This window comes from Metapseudomonas boanensis, from assembly GCF_018704125.1.
Taxonomy (GTDB): Bacteria; Pseudomonadota; Gammaproteobacteria; order Pseudomonadales; family Pseudomonadaceae; genus Metapseudomonas; species Metapseudomonas boanensis.
On the sequence record NZ_JAGTIS010000011.1, the window covers coordinates 120345 to 139614 of the forward strand.

The window sequence follows — 19270 nt, forward strand, 5'->3', positions numbered from 1 at the left end:
CCCCCTGATGAGCGAGGAATAACTACCATGTCATACAGCGAAAAGGTCATCGACCATTACGAAAACCCGCGCAACGTCGGCAAGCTCGACGCGCAGGACCCGAACGTGGGCACCGGCATGGTCGGCGCTCCGGCATGTGGCGACGTGATGCGTCTGCAGATCAAGGTCAATGAAGAGGGCGTCATCGAAGACGCTAAGTTCAAGACCTATGGCTGCGGTTCCGCGATTGCTTCCAGCTCGCTCGCTACTGAGTGGATGAAGGGTAAGACTCTGGATGAGGCGGCCTCGATCAAGAACACTACCATCGCCGAAGAGCTCGCTCTGCCGCCGGTGAAGATTCACTGCTCGGTACTGGCCGAGGACGCCATCAAAGCGGCTGTCCACGACTACAAGCAGAAAAAGGGTCTGCTCTAAGCGCTCGAACGAGTAAGGAGTTGCAATGGCCATCAGCATGACCGAATCCGCCGCCAGCCACGTGCGTCGCTCGATCGAAGGGCGCGGCAAGGGCGAGGGTATCCGTCTTGGGGTGCGTACGACCGGCTGCTCCGGCCTCGCTTACGTGCTCGAGTTTGTCGACGAAGTGACCTCTGACGACCTGGTCTTCGAGAGTCATGGTGTGAAGGTGATCATCGATCCCAAAAGCCTGACTTATCTCGATGGCACCGAGCTGGACTTCGTCCGTGAGGGGCTCAACGAGGGCTTCAAGTTCAACAATCCGAACGTTCGCGGCGAATGTGGCTGCGGCGAGAGCTTCAACGTCTGAGGCCAGTGTGGGAACTCCTTGCCATTTCGCGCTGTTCGACCTAAAGCCGGATTTTCGTATTGATCTCGAGCAGCTTGCTGCTCGTTATCGCGAGTTGGCGCGCAGTGTCCATCCAGATCGTTTCGCTGATGCTTCCGAGCGCGAACAGCGGCTGGCGTTGGAGCATGCGGCGCAACTCAACGATGCGTACCAGACGCTTAAGAGTCCGCCGCGCAGGGCCTTGTACCTGTTGGCCTTGAAAGGGCAGCAGTTACCCCTTGAAGCGACGGTGCAGGATCCGCACTTCCTTTTGCAGCAGATGCAGTGGCGTGAAGAGTTGGAGGAGTTGCAGGAGAGTGCCGATCTTGCAGGTGTCGCCGCCTTCAAGCGGAGACTCAAGGTTGCGCAGGGCGAGCTGGATAGCGATTTTGCGGAATGCTGGGACGATCCTGAGCGCCGTGAGGAGGCTGAGCGGCTTATGCGGCGCATGCAATTTCTCGACAAGCTGACCCACGAAGTGCGCCAACTGGAAGAGCGCCTCGACGATTAACCCGCGTTACCGCCTCGGTTGTCGGTACGCCTGACAAATAGACAAGCATGGCCTTACTGCAGATCGCTGAACCCGGGCAAAGCCCCCAGCCGCACCAGCGCCGTCTGGCGGTGGGTATTGACCTGGGTACCACCAATTCTCTGGTCGCCGCAGTGCGTAGCGGCGTTTCCGAGCCGCTGCCGGATGCCGAGGGGCAGGTGATCCTCCCGTCGGCAGTGCGTTACCACGCCGATCGCGTCGAAGTGGGGCGCTCTGCCAAGCAGGCCGCTGCCAGTGATCCCTTGAACACCATCCTATCGGTAAAGCGCTTCATGGGGCGTGGCCTGGAGGATGTGAAGCTCCTGGGCGATCAGCTGCCTTACCGCTTCATCGGTGGCGAGTCGCAGATGCCGTTCATCGACACTGTCCAGGGCGCCAAGAGCCCTGTTGAAGTGTCGGCAGACATCCTCAAGGTCCTGCGTCAGCGTGCCGAGGAAAGCCTGGGCGGCGACCTGGTCGGTGCGGTGATTACGGTTCCTGCTTATTTCGACGAAGCCCAGCGCCAGGCTACCAAGGATGCTGCGCGTCTTGCGGGACTCAATGTCCTGCGCCTGCTCAATGAGCCTACGGCTGCAGCAGTTGCTTATGGTCTGGACAAGCAGGCTGAGGGCGTCGTTGCCATCTATGACCTGGGTGGCGGTACTTTCGATATTTCCATCCTGCGCCTGACACGCGGGGTATTCGAAGTGATGGCTACTGGCGGCGATAGCGCGCTGGGCGGTGATGACTTTGATCATGCCATTGCGGGCTGGATGGTTCAGCAGGCGGGGTTGTCGGCGGATCTTGATCCGGGCGCCCAGCGTAGCCTGCTGCGTGCAGCCTGCGAGGCGAAAGAAGCCCTCACTCACGTTGATTGCGTTGAGCTGGCCTATGGCGATTGGCGCGGAACGCTGACCCGCGAGCAGTTCGACGCCCTGATCGAGCCCATGGTGGCTCGTAGCCTGAAAGCGTGCCGTCGCGCTGTCCGCGATGCGAGCATAGAGGTCGACGATGTCGAGGCAGTGGTCATGGTCGGTGGCTCGACTCGTGTGCCGCGTGTGCGCTCAGCGGTAGCTGAAATGTTCGGCAGGGAGCCGCTGACCGATATCGATCCGGATCAGGTCGTTGCCATCGGTGCTGCGGTTCAGGCGGATACCCTGGCGGGCAACAAGCGTGGCGAGGAGCTACTGCTACTTGATGTGATTCCGCTTTCCCTTGGTCTGGAAACCATGGGTGGGCTGATGGAAAAGGTGATTCCTCGCAATACCACCATTCCGGTGGCCAGGGCGCAGGACTTCACGACCTATAAGGATGGCCAGACGGCCATGATGATCCACGTGCTTCAGGGTGAGCGCGAGCTGATCAAGGATTGTCGGTCCCTGGCGCGTTTCGACTTGCGCGGTATTCCGCCGATGGTGGCGGGTGCGGCGAAGATCCGTGTGACCTTCCAGGTGGATGCCGATGGACTGCTCGGGGTGACGGCTCGTGAGCTGGCCTCCGGCGTCGAGGCAAGCATCCAGGTCAAGCCCTCCTACGGCCTGACCGATGGTGAGATCTCGCGCATGCTGAAGGACTCCTTCCAGCATGCTGGCGAAGACAAGAACGCCCGTGCGCTGCGCGAGCAACAGGTCGAGGCTGAGCGTTTGCTCGAAGCGGTCCAGGCGGCAGTGGATGCTGATGGCGAGCGCCTGCTCGATGAGACTGAGCGCGCTGCCATTCTAGATAGCATGCAAACCCTGCGTGAACTGGCCGGTGGCACTGATGTCGTCGCCATCGAGATGCAGATCAAGCGTTTGTCGCAGGTGACCGACGCATTCGCCGCGCGTCGCATGGACGCCGCTGTCAAAGCGGCATTGTCCGGCCGCCGGCTCAATGAAATCGAGGAATGACCCAGAGATGCCGCAGATCATATTCCTGCCCCATGCCGAGCATTGCCCAGAGGGGGCTGTGGTCGAAGCACAGCCGGGCGAGAGCATTCTGAAAGCTGCACTGCGCAATGGTATCGATATCGAGCATGCATGCGAGATGTCCTGTGCCTGCACCACCTGCCACGTCGTGGTGCGGGAGGGATTCGACTCCATGGAGCCTTCCGACGAACTGGAGGACGACATGCTCGACAAGGCCTGGGGGCTGGAGCCTAATTCGCGCTTGTCCTGCCAGGCAATGGTGGCGGACGAAGACTTGGTGGTGGAGATACCCAAGTACACCATCAACCAGGTATCGGAAGGGCACTGAGGAGTTTGCCATGAGCCTTAAATGGATCGATGTGCTGGAAATTGCCATCCAGCTCGCCGAAACCAAGCCGGATGTCGATCCGCGCTTTGTCAACTTCGTCGACCTGCACACCTGGGTCTTGGCCTTGCCTGACTTCTCTGACGATCCGCAGCGCGGCGGCGAGAAGGTCCTTGAGGCGATTCAGGCGGCCTGGATCGAAGAAGCAGATTGACCTCGGGCTACGGCCCTACGCATTTAACCTTAACCCGCGTATAATTCGCGGGTTTAATTTTTCGCTTTAATCCTTGTTTCTGGAGTTTTTCCATGGCTGTCGAACGTACCCTCTCCATCATCAAGCCGGATGCCGTTGCCAAGAACGTCGTTGGTGAGATCGTCACCCGCTTCGAAAAGGCTGGCCTGCGCGTCGTTGCGGCCAAAATGGTCCAGCTGTCCGAGCGCGAAGCCGGCGGCTTCTATGCCGAGCACAAGGAGCGCGGCTTCTTCAAGGACCTCGTTTCCTTCATGACCTCCGGTCCGGTTGTCGTTCAGGTACTGGAAGGCGAGAACGCCATTGCCAAGAACCGTGAGCTGATGGGCGCTACCGATCCGAAGAAAGCTGACGCTGGCACCATTCGCGCCGATTTCGCCGTTTCCATCGACGAAAACGCCGTTCACGGTTCCGACTCCGAGGCTTCCGCTGCTCGCGAAATCGCTTACTTCTTCGCCGCCACCGAGGTGTGCGCTCGCATTCGCTAATGGCGAACGCGCGAGGGTGAAGCCATGACTGAATCAACCGGTAAAGTGAACCTGCTGGGCCTGACCCAGCCGCAACTGGAAAGCTTCTTCGAGTCCATCGGGGAGAAGCGCTTCCGCGCCGGCCAGGTGATGAAGTGGATTCACCACTTTGGCGTCGATGATTTCGACGCCATGAGCAATATCGGCAAGGCCTTGCGCGAAAAGCTCAAGGCCTCTGCCGAGATTCGCGGCCCGGAAGTGGTCAGTCAGGATATTTCCAGCGACGGCACCCGCAAATGGGTGGTGCGCGTGGCCTCCGGTAGCTGCGTTGAAACTGTTTACATTCCCCAGGGAGGGCGCGGCACGCTCTGCGTTTCGTCCCAGGCCGGCTGTGCGCTGGATTGCAGCTTCTGCTCCACCGGCAAGCAGGGTTTCAACAGTGACCTGACCTCGGCTGAAGTGATCGGCCAGGTCTGGATCGCCAACAAATCGTTCGGCACCATCCCGGCGAAGATCGACCGTGCCATCACCAACGTGGTGATGATGGGCATGGGCGAACCGCTGCTGAATTTCGATAACGTGGTCGCCGCCATGAACATCATGATGGACGACCTCGGCTACGGTATCTCCAAGCGCAAAGTTACGCTGTCCACCTCGGGCGTGGCCCCGATGATCGACAAGCTTGGCGAAGTGATCGATGTATCGCTGGCGTTGTCGCTGCACGCACCAAACGACCCGCTGCGCAATGAGTTGGTACCGATCAACAAGAAGTATCCGCTGGCTGTGGTACTGGACGCCTGCCGCCGCTATATCTCCCGTCTTGGCGAAAAGCGCGTGCTGACGATCGAGTACACCCTGCTCAAGGACGTCAACGACCAGCCCGCGCACGCGGCGCAGATGATCGAGTTGCTCAAGGACTTCCCTTGCAAGATCAACTTGATCCCCTTCAACCCGTTCCCGCACTCGGGGTATGAGCGGCCGAGCAACAACTCGATCCGCCGCTTCCAGGACTTGTTGCACAAGGCCGGACACAATGTCACCGTCCGCACCACCCGTGGCGAAGACATCGACGCAGCCTGTGGACAGCTGGTCGGCCAGGTGATGGATCGCACCCGCCGCAGCGAGCGCTATATCGCTGTGCGTCAGCTGAATGCTGACGCTGAGACTGCACGCGATACTGCGAACCGGAACTGAAGGACGAACACCCATGACCCTGCGCGCCATGCTGCTGCTTGTTTTCGCTAGCCTGCTGGCTGCCTGCGTGTCGACTGGTCACGTCGATCCGATGACGACTGACCAGGGGCGTGATGCCGCGCGTGACGCCTATATCCAGTTGGGCATCGGTTACCTGCAGCAGGGCGATTCGGAGCGGGCCAAGGTACCGCTGAAGAAAGCCCTGGAACTGGATCCTTCGAACGCCGACGCACATGCGGCACTGGCCTTGGTGTTCCAGAGCGAGATCGAGCCTGAACTGGCTGATGAGCACTACCGCAAGGCGCTATCGGCGCGTAAGGATGCTCGTATCCTGAACAACTACGGCAGCTTCCTCTTCGAGCAGGGGCGTTACAAGGACGCTTATGAGCGCTTCGAGGAAGCGGCTGCTGATAACCTCTATCCAGAGCGCTCACGTGTCTTCGAGAACCTCGGCATGACCGCGTTGAAGATGCAGCAGGTGCCGTTGGCCAAGCAGCATTTCGAGAAGTCCCTGCGCCTCAATCGTCAGCAGCCATTGGCGCTGTTGGAGATGGCTCAGCTCTCGTTCAACGAAAAGCAGTACGTCCCGGCACGTGATTATTACAAGCGTTTCAGCGGCATAGCCCCACAGAATGCGCGGAGCCTGCTGCTCGGCTCGCGCCTGGCACGGATTTTTGAAGACCGTGATCAGGCTGCCACCCTGGGCCTGCAACTCAAACGACTCTATCCCGGTACGCCGGAATATCAGCAATACCTTTCGGAGCAATGATGAAAGCGTCGCATCCCGAAGCTGTAGCGGCGACTCGCGCGAACCCAGGCGAGACCCTGCGTCACGCCCGCGAGGGCAAAGACTGGACGATCGACGAGGTCGCTCGTCATCTCAACCTGACCGAGCAGGCCCTGCGCCAGCTCGAAGCTGGAGCGTTCGACCAGCTGCCGGGGCATACCTTCGCCCGAGGCTACGTGCGCGCCTACGCAAAGTTGTTGGGCATGGACCAGGCCAGCCTGGTGAACGAATTCGACCAGTACACCGGTACCGATGCCAAGGGCAGCAGTGTGCACAGCCTCGGTCGTATCGAAGAACCTGTGCGCCTGTCGCAGAGTGTTCTGCGAATTGTCAGCTTTGTCATCCTGGTGGCCCTTGGTGGTATCGGCTTCCTCTGGTGGCAGGACCAGTCGCAGCGTGGCAAGGAAGAGCCTGCCGGCGCCAGTCTTGAACATGTGGAAGTCGAGAGTGCCGATGGCACAACGCAGATCCACCCGCTGGATGAACCCGAAGACCAGGCCGCTGCACAAGCCCGGGAGGGGGAGGCTCCCGTGCCCGTCCAGGTTTCGCCTGAACTGGCGGCCCAACCTGATCAGGCCCAGTCACCCGACGCGACTCCGGCCGCGCCTGCTGCTCCGGCAAGTGAGGCTCCGGCACCCCCGGGCTCCCCTGAGGACCCCATACCAACGCCCGCCAATCCAGCCGCACCGACACCTGCGCCGGCAGTTCCAGCTCCGGCGCCCGCAATACCGGCAGTGCCGGCAGCGAGCGTTGCCGCAGTTGCCTCTGCTCCTGCTTCCGCTGCGGCACCTCAGCCGCCGGCCGTTGCCGCCGGGCAGGGGGTCGTACGTATCAAATTCACTGCTAACTGCTGGACCCAGGTTACCGACGCCGATGGCAAGGTACTGGTCAGCGCTCTGAAGCGAACCGGCGATAGCCTGGAGTTGGCCGGCAAGGTTCCCTTCGAAGTCCGCCTGGGTTTCGCCCGCGGCGCGCAGCTTAGCTTCAACGGCCAATCCGTGGACGTCGCACCCTTCGTCCGTGGCGAAACCGCACGTCTGAAGTTGGGGCAGTAACCCATGCATTGCGAATCTCCGATCAAACGCCGTCACTCCCGGAAAATCTGGGTAGGTTCTGTTCCCGTGGGCGGCGATGCGCCCATTGCGGTGCAGAGCATGACCAACACAGACACCTGCGATGTCGCCGCTACCGTTGGCCAGATCCAGCGACTGGTTGACGCAGGCGTCGATATCGTTCGCGTATCCGTGCCGGACATGGACGCAGCCGAAGCCTTCGGCAAGATCAAACAGCTGGTCCAGGTACCTCTGGTTGCCGATATCCACTTTGACTACAAGATTGCCTTGCGCGTCGCTGAATTGGGTGTCGATTGCCTGCGCATCAACCCCGGCAATATCGGCCGAGAGGACCGTGTCAGGGCAGTGGTAGATGCAGCTCGCGACCGTGGCATTCCAATCCGCATCGGGGTCAACGCTGGTTCACTGGAGAAGGACCTGCAAAAAAAGTACGGCGAGCCGACCCCGCAAGCACTGGTCGAGTCTGCAATGCGCCACGTCGAACACCTCGACAAGCTCGATTTCCAAGATTTCAAGGTCAGCGTCAAGGCCTCCGATGTCTTTATGGCCGTCGAAGCTTATCGCCTGCTGGCCAAGCAGATCGTACAACCGCTGCACCTCGGTATCACCGAGGCGGGTGGGCTGCGTTCTGGAACGGTGAAGTCCGCAGTCGGCCTGGGCATGCTGCTGGCTGAAGGTATTGGCGATACTATCCGTATCTCGCTAGCCGCCGATCCGGTCGAAGAGGTCAAGGTCGGCTTCGACATCCTCAAGTCGCTCCACCTGCGCTCGCGCGGCATCAACTTCATCGCCTGCCCGAGCTGCTCGCGGCAGAACTTCGATGTGGTCAAGACCATGAACGAGCTGGAGGGTCGTCTTGAGGACCTGCTGGTCCCGCTGGATGTCGCCGTAATCGGTTGTGTGGTCAACGGCCCCGGTGAAGCCAAGGAGGCCCATGTAGGTCTGACCGGTGGCACACCGAACAACCTCGTCTATATCGACGGCAAGCCCGCTCAGAAACTGACCAATGACAACCTGGTCGATGAGCTGGAGCGCCTGATCCGCCAGAAAGCGGCTGAAAAGGCCGAGGCTGATGCGGCGGTCATCGCCCGTAGCTGAATTTAAGGAATCCTCGTGAGCAAGACCCTGCAAGCTATCCGTGGCATGAATGACATCCTGCCGGAACAGACGCCCACCTGGCGCTACCTGGAAAATACCCTGGCGGAATTGCTGGATGGCTATGGTTACAAGGAAATCCGCCTGCCGATCCTCGAGTTCACCGAGCTGTTTGCGCGTGGCATCGGCGAAGGCACCGACGTGGTCGACAAGGAGATGTACACCTTCCTCGACCGCAACGAAGAGTCCCTGACCTTGCGGCCAGAAGGTACTGCCGGCTGCGTGCGGGCGATGCTGGAGCATGGTCTCACTGGCGGCGGCCAGGTCCAGAAACTCTGGTACACCGGCCCGATGTTCCGCTACGAAAAGCCTCAGAAAGGCCGTTATCGCCAGTTCCACCAGATGGGTGTCGAGGTCTTCAACCTACCCGGGCCGGATATCGACGCTGAGCTCATCGTCCTGACCTGGCGCCTTTGGAAAAAGCTCGGCCTCGCCGACGCAGTGACCCTGCAGCTCAATAGCCTGGGCTCCAGCGAGGCGCGTGCGCGTTACCGGGATGCCCTGGTGGCTTACCTGCAGGAGCGTTATGACCTGCTGGACGAAGACAGCCAGCGCCGCCTGACGACCAACCCTCTGCGCATCCTCGACAGCAAGAATGGTGGCACCCAGGCACTCCTGGTCGACGCCCCGACCTTGCACGACTACCTGGACGAAGAATCTATCGCCCACTTCGAGGGGCTCAAGGCGCGCCTGGATGCCGTCGGCATCCGCTACGAGATCAACCAGAAGCTGGTCCGCGGCCTCGACTATTACGGCCGGACCGTTTTCGAGTGGGTGACCGACAAGCTTGGTGCCCAGGGCACCGTTTGTGCCGGCGGCCGCTACGACGGACTGGTCAGCCAGTTCGGTGGCAAGCCGACTCCGGGTGTTGGTTACGCGATGGGCGTCGAACGCCTTGTGCTGCTGCTGGAAACTCTCGGCCTGGTGCCGGAAGAGCTGAGCAGGCCGGCGGATGTCTATCTCTGCGCCTTCGGCGAGCCGGCCGAACTGGCAGCCCTGGGCCTGGCCGAGCGGCTGCGCGATGCATTGCCGGGCGTGCGCTTGCTGGTCAATGCCGGGGCCGGAAGTTTCAAGAGTCAGTTCAAGAAAGCCGACAAGAGCGGGGCGCGCTACGCCCTGATCCTGGGGGACGACGAACTTGCCAAGCGCGTGGTAGGTTTCAAGCCGCTGCGTGATGACAGCGAACAACAAAGCATTGCCTGGGACGCTCTTGCCGAGCACCTGGCCGCCTGCCTGGCGCAGGCTTGAGCATTCAGCGATTAGGAGTAAGGGATCAGCATGCAAACCGAAGAAGAACAGATTGCGGAGCTCAAGGACTGGTGGCAACGCAACGGCAAGCCCTTGCTCACTGGCGGCGTATTGGCGCTGGCCGTGGTCTTCGGATGGCAGGCCTGGCAGAAGTACCAGGCCAACCAGGCTCAGGGTGCTTCGATCCTGTACCAACAGCTGCTGGAAACGACACTTACCCCGAGCGGCACTCCCGATGCAGCCAAGGTGGCAGAACTCGCTGGCAAGCTGAAGAGCGAATTTGCCGGTAGTCATTACGCCCAGTACGGCAGTCTGTTCGTGGCCAAGGTCGCGGTCGAAGCCGGTAAACTCGACGATGCCGCTGCCGAGCTCAAGACTGTACTCGACAAGCCCGCCGATGACACCTTGGCCGAGTTGGCTCGCCAGCGCCTGGCACGGGTCTTGGCCGCTCAAGGGAAAGCCGAGGATGCGCTGAAGCTGCTGGAGGGGGATGCTGACAAGGCGTTCGCTGCCAGCCGTGAAGAGCTCAAGGGTGACTTCCTGGTGCAACTGGGGCGTGCCGACGAGGCTCATGCCGCCTACCAGAAGGCCAAGGCCGCATTGCCAGAAGATGCTGCCGTGGGTGGCCTGCAGATGAAAATCGACGACCTGGCAAAAGGGGACGCCTGACGTGATGCGTTGGAAGAATGCCGCACTGCTCGCCCTCGCCGTCCTGGCTGTCGGTTGCAGCAGCAATAGCAAGAAGGAACTGCCTCCTGCCGAGCTGCCTGAGATTACCGAGGAAGTATCGCTGGAGAAGGGCTGGAGCCGGTCGATCGGCGAAGGCCAGGGTGAAACCTATAACCTGCTGGTTCCAGCTGTCGATGGCGACGTGATCTACGCCGCCGATGTCGAAGGCGTGGTCATGGCGATCAACCGCTTCGACGGCGATGTGATCTGGAAGCAGGATCTCGAACTCCCGGTTTCCGGCGCCGTTGGTGTGGGTTCCGGCCTTGTCATGCTTGGTACCTTGAAAGGTGAAGTGGTGGCGCTGGACGCCAGCACGGGCGAAGAAAAATGGCGTTCCCGCGTCAATGGCGAAGTGCTCGCGCCGCCAGCCAGCAACGGTGACGTGGTCGTGGTACAGACCCAGAACGACACCCTGTTCGCCTTCGATGCATCGACCGGCAACCAGCGCTGGATGTTCGAGAACACGCCCGCCGTGCTGACCCTGCGTGGAACCGGTGGCCCGGTAGTGACCAACCGTCTGGCTGTTGCCGGCCTGTCCAGCGGCAAGGTAATCGCCCTGGACGTCCAGCGTGGCATTCCGGTGTGGGAGCAGCGTGTTGCCGTTCCCCAGGGGCGTTCCGAACTGGATCGCGTGGTAGACATCGACGGCGGGCTGCTGCTGTCGGCCGACACGCTGTATGTCGCGACGTATCAGGGTCGCGTCGCTGCGCTCGACTTGGAGAGCGGTCGCGTGCTCTGGCAGCGCGAAGCTTCCAGCTATGCTGGCGTTGCGCAGGGTTTCGGCAACGTTTACGTAAGCCTGGCCAATGGCAGCGTCGAAGGAATCGACGAGCGCTCTGCCTCTGCCCTGTGGACCAACGACTCGCTGGCACGTCGCCAGCTGTCGGCTCCTGAAGTGTTTTCCAGCTATGTGGCGGTAGGTGATTACGAAGGTTATGTGCACCTGTTGAGCCAGGTGGACGGTCATTTCGTCGGCCGTACGAAGGTTGACGGTGACGGCCTGCGTGCCCGGCCGCTGGTGGTTGGCGAGTGGATGTATGCCTATGGCAACGGTGGCAAGCTGGTCGCCCTGACCATCCGCTAAGCTAAACCACGATGTCCGGCCGCTGCCGTTCGACGGTAGCGGCCTTTGTGTTTTCAGAATTAAACAGTGGAGAGCCTTATGGTTCCCGTAATCGCCCTGGTGGGGCGGCCCAACGTGGGCAAGTCCACCTTGTTCAACCGCCTGACCAAGACCCGCAACGCGATCGTTGCGGAGTACGCCGGTCTGACCCGTGACCGCCAGTATGGCGAGGCGAAGTGGCAGGGGCGTACCTACATCGTCGTTGACACAGGGGGAATCTCCGGCGACGAGGATGGTATCGATGCGAAAATGGCCGCGCAGTCCCTGCAGGCCATCGAAGAAGCAGACGCCGTGCTGTTCATGGTGGATTCCCGCGCCGGGATGACCGCTGCCGACCAGATGATCGCCGAGCACCTGCGCAAGCGGAATAAACGCTGCTTCCTGGTGGCGAACAAGGTCGACACCGTTGACCCTGACCTGGCTCGAGCAGAGTTCAGCCCGCTGGGTCTGGGTGACGCCCTGCCGATTGCAGCTGCCCACGGCCGCGGCATCAACCACATGCTGCAGGAAGCGCTGGGTATTTTCCCCCGCGATCAGGATGCCGACGAACTCGAAGCCTCCGAGGCTGAGGAGGTTGCCGAAGGCGCCGAACCGAGCCGCGTGCCCGGGCCGAGTGAGAAGGATGGCATCAAGATCGCCATCATCGGCCGTCCCAACGTTGGCAAGTCGACCCTGGTCAACCGCATGCTAGGTGAAGAGCGGGTGATCGTGTACGACCAGGCCGGTACGACGCGCGACAGCATCTACATTCCATTCGAGCGCAACGAAGAGAAGTACACCCTGATCGACACCGCCGGCGTGCGCCGTCGCGGCAAGATATTCGAGGCGGTGGAAAAGTTCTCGGTAGTCAAGACGCTGCAGGCGATCCAGGACGCCAACGTGGTGATCTTCGTCATGGATGCCCGCGAAGGGGTGGTCGAGCACGACCTGAACCTGCTCGGGTTTGTGCTGGAGACCGGCCGTGCGCTGGTCATCGCGCTGAACAAGTGGGATGGCATGGAGCCGGGCGAGCGTGATTATGTGAAGACCGAGCTCGAGCGCCGGCTTTTCTTCGTCGATTTCGCCGACATCCACTTCATCTCGGCTTTGCATGGCACCGGAGTTGGGCATCTGTACAAGTCGGTGCAGGAGTCCTTCCGCTCGGCCATTACCCGCTGGCCCACCAGCCGCCTTACCCAGATCCTCGAGGATGCTGTGCAGGAGCACCAGCCGCCGATGGTCAACGGCCGTCGCATCAAGCTGCGTTATGCCCACTTGGGCGGTGCCAACCCGCCGCTGATCGTTATCCACGGCAACCAGGTGGATGCGGTACCGCGCTCCTACACCCGCTACCTGGAAAACACCTACAGAAGGGTGTTGCGCCTGGTCGGTACGCCGATCCGTATCGAGTACAAGGGTGGCGAAAACCCGTACGAAGGCAAGAAGAATACCCTGACAGAGCGCCAGGTGAACAAGAAGCGCCGGCTCATGTCGCACCACAAGAAGGCAGAGAAGAAACGCCGCGACAAGAAGCGTTGATGCTCGCTGAATCGGAAGAGGGCGCCCAGGTGGCGCCCTTTTTCACGACTCGTGGGGGGCTGGCATCCCTTGAGGGGGCGAATTCATTCACGAAACGCCTCGGTGCCCCGCCAAGGACATGCTCAGGTTGGTGACCACCACACTCAGGCTTTAAGCTATGCGCACTCCCCAGTCGCCAGCGGCCTGATGAAATGATCCACAGCAAGTTGCCCAACGTCGGCACCACGATTTTCACCCGCATGTCCCAGCTCGCCGCGGAAACCGGCGCGCTCAACCTGTCCCAGGGCTTCCCTGATTTCGCCGCGCCGGCTGCTCTCTGCGAGGCGGTCGGTCGGCACATCACTGCCGGGCATAACCAATACGCGCCCATGACCGGCTTGCCGGCGTTGCGTGAGCAGGTCGCGGCGAAGGTAGCGACCTTCTACCGCCGCCAGGTCAGTTCCGATAGCGAGGTGACCATCACCCCCGGCGCCACCGAAGCGATCTTCTGTGCGATCCAGGCCGTGGTGCAGGCCGGCGATGAAGTGATCGTCCTCGACCCGTCATACGACAGCTACGAGCCCTCGGTTGAGTTGGCCGGCGGTCGCTGCGTCCATGTGCCTCTGGCCCTGCCCGGCTTCTCCATCGACTGGCAGCGCATGCACGATGCGCTCAGTTCGCGGACGCGGCTGATCATCATCAACAGCCCGCACAACCCCAGTGGGGCACTGATTTCCCGCGCCGAACTGGACCAGCTCGCGGAGCTGATCCGCGACCGCGATATCTACCTGATTTCGGACGAGGTCTACGAACACCTGGTGTTCGATGGCGCCCAGCATGTGAGTGTCCTGCAGCACGATGAGTTGTATGCGCGTGCCTTCGTCATCAGCTCGTTTGGCAAGAGCTACCACGTCACGGGTTGGAAGACGGGTTACGTCGTAGCGCCGCCAGCACTGTCGGCTGAGCTGCGCAAAGTGCACCAATACGTCAACTTCTGTGGCGTAACCCCGCTGCAATGGGCGCTGGCCGACTTCATGGCCGAGCACCCCGAGCACCTGGCCGAGCTGCCAGGCTTCTACCAGGGCAAACGCGATCTATTCTGCGACCTCCTGGCGGTTTCGCGCTTCAGCTTCACCCGGGCGCCGGGTACCTACTTCCAGTTGGTGGATTACAGCGCCATCCGTCCCGAGCTTGACGATGTGGCCATGTCCGAATGGTTGACCCGCGAGCATGGCGTTGCGGCAATTCCTGTATCGGTCTTCTACCAGAGTCCACCGAAGGACCTGCGCCTGGTGCGCTTCTGCTTCGCCAAACGTGAGGAGACGCTGCGTCAGGCAGCGGAAAAGCTATGCGCGATCTGACCGCACTTCCAGACCTCAGGCTGGCGTTGGTGCAAACCACCCTGTCCTGGCATGACCGCGCGGCCAACCTCGCGCATTTCGAAGACTTCCTCGAATCGGCGCGTGGTGCCCATCTCATCGTCCTGCCGGAAATGTTCACCACGGGTTTCTCGATGGAGTCCGAGGCATTGGCCGAGCCCGAGCAGGGCCCGACTTATGCCTGGCTGCAAGCGCAGGCACGACGCCTTGACGCCGTGATCACCGGCAGCCTGATCATCCGGGCAGCCGATGGCAGCCACCGTAACCGCCTGCTCTGGGCACGCCCGGATGGCGAGGTGCTGCACTACGACAAACGCCACCTGTTTCGCATGGCCGGCGAACACAAGCATTACACGCCGGGGGAAACCCAGGCCCTGTTCGAGCTGAAGGGTTGGCGGATACGCCCGCTTATCTGTTACGACCTTCGCTTCCCGGTCTGGAGCCGTGATCCACACGGCACCGACCTGCTGCTGTACACAGCGAACTGGCCGGCAGCGCGCCGCCATCACTGGAATCGACTGCTGCCGGCCCGAGCGGTGGAGAACCTCTGTTACGTCGCGGCAGTGAACCGCGTCGGCGAGGACGGCAAGGGCCACGCCTACAGTGGCGACAGCCAGGTGCTCGATTTCCAAGGCGAAACCATGCTGGATACCGGTGGCGGCGATGGCGTGTTCCTCGCTACGCTTTCGGCGGCCCATCTGGCGTCCTATCGCGAGCGCTTCCCCGCGTACCTGGATGCGGATAGCTTCAGCATCCAGCCCTGACCACCTCATTCCGCCTCGGCACCACCCCGGTGCCGAGGTGCCTGTCGATCGCTCGCTCTTAGGACGCGTCCGAAATACCCCTCCATACCGCGGCGGCCCGCTATCTCCGCCTGGTGGCGACCTCTGCCACCTGCAAACCCGAGTGGAAAGCGAACGCCGAGTACCAGACGCTGACAATGTGCAGTGGAAGGGGCGTGAGTACCTCGCCCGCTGGTGGACCCGTGGCAACGAGCCGGGCAATCCGGCCTTCATCGGGCTGGACGGCAGCGGCAAGGTCTGGCGTGACGAGGGCGCCTGCCACTGATTGCGGCCCAGGGCGTTGCCCTTGGACTTGCGCAGGGCGTGAGCAAAGAAAACCCCGCTATAAGCGTAATGCTGTTCACTTAGGCATTGGCGGCAGCGCATAGGAGGAGGGGCGTGATCGGCCTTCGGAGCAGTCTGCCGCCTCGTAGCCCGGATGAATCCGGGGGCAGCGGTTGGACTTTTCCCGGATTTCATCCGGGCTACCAAGCTGAAGGCCCCGTAGGAGCGAGCTCTGCTCGCGAAGGAGGCGGGTTCGCGAGCAGAGCTCGCTCCTACGAGAGATACCTGCCCAACAGAAACAACTTCGTGATGTAAAACCAAAAACGCCGCCCTCCTGCTGAAGGAAAAGCGGCGTTTTTTCTTATGTGAACAGCATTACGCTATAAGCGGTTTTTTTCCGCTCGGCAGTAACCTCAGGCCGCTTCGGCCTGAGCTTGGCTCAGCGCACGGTTGAGGGCGCTGAACAGCGCGCGGAAGCTCGCCGTGGTCAGGTTCTCGTCGATGCCGATGCCATGCAGGGCGCGGCCGTCATTGACGCGCAGCTCGATGTAGGCTGCAGCCTTGGCGTTGGTGCCGGAGCCGATAGCGTGCTCGGAGTAGTCCATGATCTCCACCTTGACCGGCAGGCTGGCGACCAGGGCTTCCAACGGTCCCTTGCCCATGCCGCGCAGGTGCTGGGTTTCACCCTTGACGGCAACCTCGATATCCACCGCGCTGGTGCCGTTCTCTTCCTGCAGGCGATGACCTTTGAGGGTGTACGGGGAAGTGGCCTGCAGGTACTCGCTTTCGAGCAGGCGATAGATCTGCTGCGCAGTCATTTCCAGGCCCAGGCGGTCGGTCTCCTTCTGCACCACCTGGCTGAATTCGATCTGCATGCGGCGCGGCAGGCTGATGCCGTACTCCTGCTCCAGCAGGAAGGTGATACCGCCCTTGCCGGACTGGCTGTTGACACGGATAACCGCCTCGTAGCTGCGGCCGATGTCGGCCGGGTCGATCGGCAGATAGGGCACTTCCCACAGCGCGTCATCCTGCTGCTGGGCGAAGCCCTTGCGGATGGCGTCCTGGTGGGAACCGGAAAACGCGGTATGCACCAGGTCGCCGACGTAGGGATGGCGCGGGTGTACCGGCAACTGGTTGCACTCTTCGACCACCTTGCGCACGGCATCGATGTCTGAGAAGTCCAGCTGCGGGTGCAAGCCCTGCGTGTACATGTTCAGTGCGACGGTCACCAGGTCGACGTTGCCGGTGCGTTCGCCATTGCCGAACAGGCAGCCTTCTACACGGTCAGCGCCGGCCATCAGGCCCAGTTCGGTGGCGGCGACGCCAGTGCCGCGGTCGTTGTGCGTGTGCAGGCTGATGATCACCGAGTCGCGACGGCTGACATGGCGGCCGAACCACTCGATCTGGTCGGCGTAGATGTTCGGCGTGGCACATTCCACGGTGGCCGGCAGGTTGAGGATGATTTTGTTCTGCGGTGTCGGTTGCCACACGTTGATCACGGCGTCGCAGACCTCTACGGCGAAGTCCAACTCGGTGGAGCTGAAGATTTCCGGCGAATACTGGAAGGTCCACTGGGTTTCCGGCTGTTCGGCGGCCAGCTTCTTGATCAGCGTGGCGGCGTTTACCGCGATGTCGATCACGCCTTGCTTGTCCTGGTTGAATACGATGCGGCGGAAGGATGGCGCAGTGGCGTTATAGACGTGGACGATGGCCTTCTTCGCTCCGCGAAGCGACTCGAAGGTGCGAGTGATCAGATCTTCGCGAGCCTGGGTCAGCACCTGGATGGTGACATCGTCCGGAATGCGGTTGTTCTCGATCAGATCGCGCACGAAGTCGAAATCCGTCTGCGAGGCTGAAGGAAACGCTACCTCGATCTCTTTCAGGCCTACTTTCACCAGTGTCTCGAAGAACCGCAGCTTTTTCGGCGCATCCATCGGCTCGATCAGCGACTGGTTGCCGTCGCGCAGGTCGGAGCTGCACCAGATCGGTACTTCGGTGATGGTTTTGGACGGCCAGGTGCGGTCAGGCAGGTTGATAGCCGGAAACGCACGGTACTTGCGGGACGGGTCTTTGAGCATGGACATGGGGCAAATCCTTTTTCTGCGGGCCTGGAGGGCAGCCCGGACAAGTCGAAATGGGTAGCAGCGGCAGAAGCGGGTTCAGCTACGCAGTCGCGGGCTGACCAGTCGCAGGCAGGCGTGTTGACGCAGAAGAATGAGGGTGTGTGCGGTTTTCATGGGGATAACCCTATGCGGCGTGAGCGAACATGGCAAGTCTTGGTGAAAAATTGGTGGATTACATCGCTGAAGCTTCAAGGATGAGATTTTATTGCGCTGACTATGCCTCTGACTTGATTGGGTTGCTCTTGCATGAGGCGAGGCAGCTCGCGAATGGCGCCATCACTCATTCGCGAGTCAGGATCAGGCGCGACCGCTACTTCAGGAAGGGGCTTTCGGTGCAGCGGGTAGCCGCAGCTCGCGCATGTCGGCCCCGCTGGGGTGCTGGAAGACTCGCAGGCCGAACTCCGGAAGGATCGCTAGCAGGTGGTCGAAGATGTCGGACTGGATGGCCTCGTAGCGCGACCAGACAGTGGTGGCAGTGAAGCAGTAAAGCTCCAGGGGCAAGCCGTCTGCGGTTGCCGCAAGTTGGCGCACCAGCAGCGTCATGTCCTTGCGGATGTCGCTGTTTTCCCGCAGGTAATTCTCCACGTAGGCGCGGAACGTGCCGAGGTTGGTCAACTGGCGACTGTTGATTGGTAGGCGGCTGGACTCGTCCAGTTGGCTGTTCCAGCTGAGGAGCTCGCTTTCCTTGGTCTTGAGATAGCTGTCCAGCAGACGGAAGCGGTGCAGTTGGACGATGTCCTCGTCGCTGAGGAAATGCACGCTGTTCTGATCCAGGTAGAGGCAGCGCTTGATCCGCCGCCCGCCGGATTCCTGCATCCCGCGCCAGTTCTTGAACGAGTCGGTGATGAAGCGCTTGGTGGGGATAGTGGTGATGGTCTTGTCCCAGTTCTGCACCTTCACCGTATGCAGGGCGATGTCGACTACATCGCCGTCGGCGTTCAACTGAGGCATCTCCACCCAGTCGCCGACGCGGATGATGTCATTGGAGGTGATCTGCACGCTCGCCACCAGGGACAGCAGGGTGTCCTGGAAGATCAGCATCAGCACTGCGGCCATGGCGCCGAGGCCCGAGAGCAGGATCAGCGGCGAGCGGTCGATCAGGCTGGCGATCATCAGGATCGTGGCGATGGCGAAGATCGCGATCTTCAGCACCTGCAAGTAGCCTTTGATCGGCCGCAGGTGGGCGTCCTTGCGGCGCTGGTAGAGGGTGTTGAAGATATCCAGCACGGCGCTCAGGGCCAGGGCGATGGTAAGGATGATGAAGGCGGCGCAGACGTTGGTCACCACTTCCACCAGGCTGCCTGGCAGGTTGGGGACGACCTTCACCCCGCCGGCCAGCACCAGCGCCGGCACCACATTGGCCAGGCGCTTGATCAGGCCGTGGTCCTGGACCGGCGCAGCGCGGCCGTGGACAATGGCGCCGGCAGCGTGGAACAGTCCGCGGACCAGGATGCGCCTGACCAGCCAGTTGGACAGCCAGGCGAGCAGGATGAGGACGGTGGAGGCGACAATGGTGTGCAACTCGTCGTGCTGCCGCAGCCACTCCAGCCAGTGGATGAATGCGCTCTGCATGGGCGGCTCCCTGTGACTATCCGCTGGGCGGGGTCTAGCCCCGTAAACCGGGGGACCTAAGCAA

The 19270-nt window shown here is 61.4% G+C and carries 20 protein-coding genes; 18 read left to right on the forward strand and 2 right to left on the reverse strand.

Going from position 1 to position 19270, the window contains the following annotated elements:
• Nucleotides 1-27 precede the first annotated feature (27 nt).
• The 18 genes from iscU (at nucleotide 28) to J7302_RS19115 (ending at nucleotide 15512) form a co-directional block, all read left to right on the forward strand.
• Nucleotides 28-414: a Fe-S cluster assembly scaffold IscU gene (iscU, locus tag J7302_RS19030; protein WP_215378279.1), complete on the forward strand. Its 387-nt coding sequence runs from the start codon at nucleotides 28-30 to the stop codon at nucleotides 412-414.
• A gap of 25 nt (nucleotides 415-439) precedes the next feature.
• Nucleotides 440-763, forward strand: a complete 324-nt coding sequence (gene iscA / locus J7302_RS19035; protein WP_215378282.1) for an iron-sulfur cluster assembly protein IscA — start codon at nucleotides 440-442, stop codon at nucleotides 761-763.
• Between the two features lie 7 nt (nucleotides 764-770).
• Entirely contained in the window at nucleotides 771-1292 is a 522-nt protein-coding gene (hscB, locus tag J7302_RS19040) for a co-chaperone HscB (protein ID WP_215378434.1), read from the forward strand.
• A 47-nt stretch (nucleotides 1293-1339) separates the two neighbouring features.
• Nucleotides 1340-3199 (forward strand): Fe-S protein assembly chaperone HscA, encoded by a 1860-nt coding sequence (gene hscA, locus J7302_RS19045; protein WP_215378286.1) that lies wholly within the window; start codon nucleotides 1340-1342, stop codon nucleotides 3197-3199.
• A gap of 7 nt (nucleotides 3200-3206) precedes the next feature.
• Nucleotides 3207-3545, forward strand: coding sequence for an ISC system 2Fe-2S type ferredoxin (gene fdx, locus J7302_RS19050; RefSeq protein ID WP_215378289.1), 339 nt, complete (start codon nucleotides 3207-3209; stop codon nucleotides 3543-3545).
• 10 nt (nucleotides 3546-3555) lie between these two features.
• Nucleotides 3556-3756, forward strand: coding sequence for a Fe-S cluster assembly protein IscX (gene iscX / locus J7302_RS19055; RefSeq protein WP_215378292.1), 201 nt, complete (start codon nucleotides 3556-3558; stop codon nucleotides 3754-3756).
• A gap of 92 nt (nucleotides 3757-3848) precedes the next feature.
• Nucleotides 3849-4280: a nucleoside-diphosphate kinase gene (ndk, locus tag J7302_RS19060; protein ID WP_215378295.1), complete on the forward strand. Its 432-nt coding sequence runs from the start codon at nucleotides 3849-3851 to the stop codon at nucleotides 4278-4280.
• A gap of 24 nt (nucleotides 4281-4304) precedes the next feature.
• Nucleotides 4305-5453, forward strand: coding sequence for a 23S rRNA (adenine(2503)-C(2))-methyltransferase RlmN (rlmN, locus tag J7302_RS19065; RefSeq protein WP_215378299.1), 1149 nt, complete (start codon nucleotides 4305-4307; stop codon nucleotides 5451-5453).
• 13 nt (nucleotides 5454-5466) lie between these two features.
• Nucleotides 5467-6222, forward strand: a complete 756-nt coding sequence (pilW, locus tag J7302_RS19070) for a type IV pilus biogenesis/stability protein PilW (protein WP_215378302.1) — start codon at nucleotides 5467-5469, stop codon at nucleotides 6220-6222.
• The gene (locus J7302_RS19075) at nucleotides 6222-7295 is read left to right on the forward strand and encodes a RodZ domain-containing protein (RefSeq protein ID WP_215378304.1); all 1074 of its coding nucleotides are present in this window, start codon (nucleotides 6222-6224) and stop codon (nucleotides 7293-7295) included. Before pilW ends, J7302_RS19075 begins: the two co-directional genes overlap by 1 nt.
• Before the next feature lie 3 nt (nucleotides 7296-7298).
• Nucleotides 7299-8411 (forward strand): flavodoxin-dependent (E)-4-hydroxy-3-methylbut-2-enyl-diphosphate synthase, encoded by a 1113-nt coding sequence (gene ispG, locus J7302_RS19080; protein WP_215378306.1) that lies wholly within the window; start codon nucleotides 7299-7301, stop codon nucleotides 8409-8411.
• A gap of 15 nt (nucleotides 8412-8426) precedes the next feature.
• On the forward strand, nucleotides 8427-9716 hold the full coding sequence (gene hisS, locus J7302_RS19085; protein ID WP_215378308.1) for a histidine--tRNA ligase: 1290 nt from the start codon (nucleotides 8427-8429) through the stop codon (nucleotides 9714-9716).
• Between the two features lie 30 nt (nucleotides 9717-9746).
• Nucleotides 9747-10385: a YfgM family protein gene (locus J7302_RS19090; protein WP_251702150.1), complete on the forward strand. Its 639-nt coding sequence runs from the start codon at nucleotides 9747-9749 to the stop codon at nucleotides 10383-10385.
• Between the two features lie 4 nt (nucleotides 10386-10389).
• Nucleotides 10390-11529, forward strand: coding sequence for an outer membrane protein assembly factor BamB (bamB, locus tag J7302_RS19095; protein WP_215378311.1), 1140 nt, complete (start codon nucleotides 10390-10392; stop codon nucleotides 11527-11529).
• Nucleotides 11530-11607: 78 nt separating this feature from the next.
• A complete protein-coding gene (der, locus tag J7302_RS19100; protein ID WP_215378313.1) occupies nucleotides 11608-13086 on the forward strand; it encodes a ribosome biogenesis GTPase Der in 1479 nt (492 codons plus the stop codon).
• A gap of 191 nt (nucleotides 13087-13277) precedes the next feature.
• Complete coding sequence (locus J7302_RS19105) at nucleotides 13278-14426, forward strand: pyridoxal phosphate-dependent aminotransferase (RefSeq protein ID WP_215378315.1); 1149 nt, start codon at nucleotides 13278-13280, stop codon at nucleotides 14424-14426.
• Nucleotides 14414-15208 carry an amidohydrolase gene (locus J7302_RS19110; RefSeq protein ID WP_215378317.1) on the forward strand — a complete coding sequence of 265 codons (795 nt, stop codon included), beginning with the start codon at nucleotides 14414-14416 and terminating at the stop codon, nucleotides 15206-15208. Before J7302_RS19105 ends, J7302_RS19110 begins: the two co-directional genes overlap by 13 nt.
• Nucleotides 15209-15350: 142 nt before the next feature.
• The gene (locus J7302_RS19115) at nucleotides 15351-15512 is read left to right on the forward strand and encodes a hypothetical protein (RefSeq protein WP_215378319.1); all 162 of its coding nucleotides are present in this window, start codon (nucleotides 15351-15353) and stop codon (nucleotides 15510-15512) included.
• 412 nt (nucleotides 15513-15924) lie between these two features.
• On the opposite strand, the gene leuA is transcribed toward J7302_RS19115, so the two are convergent.
• Together leuA and J7302_RS19125 are read right to left on the reverse strand one after the other, a co-directional pair.
• Entirely contained in the window at nucleotides 15925-17595 is a 1671-nt protein-coding gene (gene leuA / locus J7302_RS19120) for a 2-isopropylmalate synthase (RefSeq protein ID WP_215378321.1), read from the reverse strand.
• A gap of 354 nt (nucleotides 17596-17949) precedes the next feature.
• Entirely contained in the window at nucleotides 17950-19206 is a 1257-nt protein-coding gene (locus J7302_RS19125) for a mechanosensitive ion channel family protein (protein ID WP_215378323.1), read from the reverse strand.
• Between the last annotated feature and the right edge of the window lie 64 nt (nucleotides 19207-19270).